The sequence below is a fragment of the Streptococcus sanguinis SK1 = NCTC 7863 genome (assembly GCF_000194945.1).
Lineage (GTDB): Bacteria > Bacillota > Bacilli > Lactobacillales > Streptococcaceae > Streptococcus > Streptococcus sanguinis.
Genome location: NZ_GL878508.1, coordinates 115839 through 120961, shown reverse-complemented (window position 1 = coordinate 120961; position 5123 = coordinate 115839). Strand labels below are relative to the sequence as shown.

The following is a 5123-nucleotide window of genomic DNA, read 5'->3' as shown; positions in this document are numbered from 1 at the left end:
TTTTGGTAAAATAGCAGAGCAGAGAAATTAATGAAAAAATGGAAAACTCTAGAAGTGATAAAAAATATTCTTGTCACATTATACCATATGATAGAGGAGATCAAAAACAAATTAAAATAGAAGACTACATCAACATAGTCTTCTATTCATATCCTTTTAGAATCATTTATTTTCAGCACCAGGGACTTGGCTTTGAAATTTACTGTTCTGAATATCCGTGACTTTTTTCTGATAAGATTTTTCATTAAAAGATTTCTTCAACGAAAAATCATTGATGGCAATCGCCAAATTCTTATCCCTGCTTTCAAAAGTTTTTGCTGCTCCTGCCAAATAACTATTAAAATTGGTAATAGCCATATTTATTGTGTCTTTTCCTTCTCTGAAAGAATTAATGCAAGCTGTTAAACCAGGTTCTGAACTATCCTCAACCCAATTAGTAGCAGATACATCCTGAGCCGCAAAAGCTGTTTGAAGCTCTTTCTTATTGACATTCTGCAAACGTGCTGTATCTATTTCGACTTTATCTACTTTTCCCATAGTAGCTCCTATTCTTCTTTTTGTGGATGGGTTTCAACCCACTGCTTGAAATCATTAAAAGATCGAATCTGTGTTTTTTCTCCAGTTTTTTCATCTGTAGCATAAAGTTCCATCACTTCCTGACCTTCGGGCGCAAACCAATGAATTAAATCATTAAACCACTCCTCCTCATTGTATTGCTCTGGACGGAAATAGATTTTATTCATTTCTTTCATGTTTTTTGAAATTTCTGGATATAGCTTGGAGAAGTTGGTCCCTGAAACATCTACAGAATCATCTTTATCAAATGATTGCACTAAGTATCCTGTAACATCCTTTATACCGTACTTTAATAATTCATTGTCAATCTGTTCTCCTATTCCACCTCTACCCCAATCCATAGATTCGTATAAAGTTTCTTTTGAATAAACCTTAGTTTCCTTTTGCTCCAAAAGCTGGCTGATTTCTTTTTCAGACATCTCCTTTTCAATTTTACCTGTATCTAGTGAAAAAATAACGTATTTATTTTTTTCCGCCTTGCCTTTTTCATATGAACTCATCCAGATCGGCAAATAGTCTTTTCCATTCCTTGTGAATGGATCATAGTACTGTGCTACCCGATAAGTATTTTCTTTCCCCATCAAATCATAAAGATTCACTTCTTTACTAGCTAAATTAGACGGATTATGTAAATCATAAATCTTTATCTTGAAATACTCCTCTTTGCCAACTTTAGGTGAGGTAGCATCGCTATCTACAAAAAGATCATAGCTTGAAAAATCTACTATATAATTTTGACTGTATCGAAAAGATTCTCCATATCCCACATTTCTTTTGTTAGAAGCGAATACAAACTTATTATCATCAAAGACCTTTATATCTTCAATAATATAATCGCTATCAGGTTCTCCTATATTATCTTTTTTTCTTGCTGTGTTTAAGAAAAAGATTGTTACAAAAGACACTATAAGAAACAAAATAATAATAATAATAATCGATTTTCGTTTTCGCATTTATTACCACTCTCCAATTTTATTATGCCAAGTCAAATAATCCTCTCTTCTAAATTCTAAGTCGAAGTTCGAGATTGTTTTATCCTGTAAGCTTCTCATTTCATTATAAACTTTATCAATACCAATTTCGGAAGGACTCTTATACTGCTCTCCTCGAAACAGATCATAGGTCTCTTCACTAAGTTTACCTTGCTTATAGAGTTCCGCTGTATAAGCATCAAAAGCTTCTAAATGATCAGATTTCTTTTTCCAATCTCCCCCAGCTTTATCATAGATATATCCACGAAGTCCATTTTTTTGCAAATCGTCAATTTTTAAGATAGATTGCAAATCATAATTCAAATTATATTTCACTTCTCCTTTTTCGGAGGAATTTGAGGAATTTGGCTGATAAGTAGAACCACCAATATCAAATAAGTTATTCTTTAGCTTGTCCCTAGTTTCTTGAAGCTCTTTATCATATTTTATAATTTTCTCATAGCTTGATGCAAGAGTCAAAGCGTTGCCTGCATGGCTTCCCAGCTTTTCTTTATACAAATCACCAAAAGTATATTTTCCAGCCTTATCTCCTGTTCGGATATAAGAACTTAAACTACCATCCATAGTCACTACACTAGAAATTGTGTCTAAAGCAGTACTTACTCCTGGAATTGGAGCTAACGAAGCTGCTTTTGTTACAAAGGAAACCATTTCCTTTTGTCTCTTTTCTGGCAATTCCTTAATCTTTAGGAGTAAATCTTCATTTTGAACTCCAGCACTACTATAAAGTCGTTGTGTATCCCATTGAACAGTCGTTGCGCCTTTCTTAATATTAAAACTGAAATCACCAGTATTCTTGTTAAAAGTAATGTCAGAAACCCCAACGCTGGTATCAATGCGCTGTGACCCCGCACCATTATGAGCTCTGTAATTCTTAGAACTCTTCCCTACTTCCAAACCATACATTGCTTCAAAGAGGTTCGTCAAACGGCCAGCTTTTGCCATCTGTTGTTCAAAAGAAGCTAATTGACCGCCTACTTGAGACATAGCCCGATCATAGGCATCAAACTCTGCCTGACTAGCATCAGAGTCTGGTACTTTAGGAACTAAAGCAGTTGCTGTAACTCCTATTAAACTAGCATGTCGATCTCCTGCATAAATTAATTTTTCAAAGTAAACCGAAGACCTTTCTAAATCCTGTTCTGAAATAGCATTGATATAACTCCGAAGAACTTCCATTTCAGGCTCTGAACCATCTTTTATTCTGGAGTAATTCTTAATCACTTCTCCATAAATCAGATCCATCATCGCTCCACTAACATTCGTTGAATTAATTCCCCCAAGTATTTCATGGTAAGACATCAGTTTTTCATAGTACATTTCCTTCTCTTCATCTGAGAGTTGGTCAACATCCTGAACAAGAAGCTCATAATCTTTACTAAATTTTATAAGATATTTTTTTAAAGCAGCTCCATCTCCTGAATTCTGTATAGATCCAATTAGATACATATTATCCTTAGTTAATTGTCCATTCTTTATCAAGGAAAGAGTATCTTTAATACACAACGAGCTAATGCTAGCACCATTAGCTATAATTGAATTAATCGTCACAATCGTTGCGTTATGAGCTGCCAATTCACTACTAAAGGTTGAATTCGCGCTAGCAAGATCTTCATGAGTATTATCTCTATCTTTCTTTAGATTTCCCAACAATGCAATAATATCATTTTGGATTGACTCTGTTGAAGGGTTTATAGTTAGGTCATGTGATCGAGGTGATTGAGCTAAGGCATCTTTTGCTGTTGTTAAAGCAGAGTCTAAACTCTCTTTTACAGAATCAAATTTTTTCTTTGTATCTTCTGTTAGCCATTTCCCTATTGACTCAATATCTGTATCTTTAGTCTTAATGACTGAACTTCCTGCAAATCCAGCATCATTAACATCCTCTATATAATTTGAAATTAGTGTCCCATATTTTTCCATTGCAAGAGGAAAATCTTCATAAAGTGTCTTTGAAATAGTATTAATCCTATCTGTGAATGCTTCAACAGCCTCCGCAAATTGTTGGTCTGTAGCAATATGGAGCTCCTGTTTATAAGCACTAATTTCAGCACTATAAACTCTAGAAGCATTCACTGCATTAGTTGAATGGGTCTGTAGACCTTGCTTATCTTTGATGTGGACTTTCATACTCTATACTACCTCATTTCTTCGCATTTTTTGCTGCTTCTATCTCGGCCAATCTATCTTGTGCTCGCGATTTAAATAATGCCATATTAGTCTCGAATAGATCCAAGGCTAAAGCAGTGATTTGCTCATTAATTACTTCCTGAGTACTAGTTTTTACACTTACATACTTGTTGGAGCTGTTTTTTATATCGTCCTGTTCCTTATCATACTCTTCGTCATATTTTTGCCCAGCTACATGAAGACTCTCCATGTCATCTTTAGTTGTTGGAACATTTGTACTAACCCCTTCTAATGCCGAAGAAGCTGCTTTGAGAGCCTCTATTTTTTTCTCAAGTGCAGCTAGTTCATTTTCTAGGGTTATAGTTGTTTCCGATTTTGCCATAATTCATTTTCTCCTAGTACATTAAAACTTTAATCTTGTTTGCAATAGTATTTTGAACATAATAATGTATTTGTTCTTCCAATAATTGCTCTCTTAACGGTTTATTATTAACAGCAACTACAGTTTGATCTGTAATTCTAACAGCCATAATTGCTTTCTTAAAGGACTTAGCTACTGCAGATACTGGATCAATCTGTCGATTTAAGCTAGGTACAGTCATTACGATAGAGGCATATCCTCCTCGTTCACCTTTATCTAAAATATAAGCCAAATTATCACGTGTTTCTTGACTCATTTTCTCAATTAATTCAGTCAAATTATAGAGCACCAAAGTAGCTACATGATCGAAATTTTTAGCTTTCATACGTTCATCAATTTTTTGAGAAATAACTGCTATCAACTCCTCATATTCATCTGGATTATTAACAACTAATACATTCTCATCAGATTCAATCTCATTATATTGGGGAGCTAAAATAATCGTCTTTTGTTTTCCACGTGAAAGCAAACGAGCAAAGGCCGCCATTTGGCTTTCTTTTTCTGTTAGATAAAGTAGATTTCCACCACAGGGTTTCCAAGTCACCGTCTCAACCGTCTCCATATCCAGTCCTAGTGGTACCAAGCCCTGCTTATAAGCTGCTTGGACACTAGCCCGGCTATAGAAGTCTGCCTCCGTCAACTCCTCTGGTACCATCGGAATGGCACTTGGGCGTTGTCCGGTCCAAGCTTCTTGGAGAGAAGCGACTTCTTGACGCAGGTTGTTAAGGACTTGCGCATCATTGGCACCCGCTACTGGTAAAGCCAGCTGGATGACATCAACTTCATCACGCTTCATGAGTGCCCGACCCTTGATATCTTCCATAGTTTTAGCAAGCGGGGTAGAACCCACGATAGAGCGGACTTCTCCGAAATCATTCTGTGGCAGACTCAGCTGGTGCTTGAAGTTGGCATAGAACTGCGCCCGAAGGTTGGACTGACGGCCCGCTGTCACCAAGAGGTGAACACCGATGCTTAGACCTTCACGGGAGATCCGCACCAAGAGT

General features: G+C 36.2%; 4 protein-coding genes and 1 pseudogene. All 5 read right to left on the bottom strand.

Annotated features, from left to right (window positions below; translation table 11 throughout):
* Window positions 1-162 precede the first annotated feature (162 nt).
* On the bottom strand, window positions 163-537 hold the full coding sequence (locus HMPREF9378_RS03950) for a hypothetical protein (RefSeq protein WP_002913940.1): 375 nt from the start codon (window positions 535-537) through the stop codon (window positions 163-165).
* An 8-nt stretch (window positions 538-545) separates the two neighbouring features.
* Window positions 546-1529 (bottom strand): hypothetical protein, encoded by a 984-nt coding sequence (locus tag HMPREF9378_RS03955; RefSeq protein WP_002913939.1) that lies wholly within the window; start codon window positions 1527-1529, stop codon window positions 546-548.
* 3 nt (window positions 1530-1532) lie between these two features.
* Window positions 1533-3698, bottom strand: a complete 2166-nt coding sequence (locus tag HMPREF9378_RS03960; RefSeq protein ID WP_002913936.1) for a hypothetical protein — start codon at window positions 3696-3698, stop codon at window positions 1533-1535.
* A 13-nt stretch (window positions 3699-3711) separates the two neighbouring features.
* Window positions 3712-4080, bottom strand: a complete 369-nt coding sequence (locus HMPREF9378_RS03965) for a hypothetical protein (RefSeq protein ID WP_002913935.1) — start codon at window positions 4078-4080, stop codon at window positions 3712-3714.
* 13 nt (window positions 4081-4093) lie between these two features.
* Window positions 4094-5123, bottom strand: a pseudogene (locus HMPREF9378_RS03970) (type VII secretion protein EssC); the annotation flags it as partial.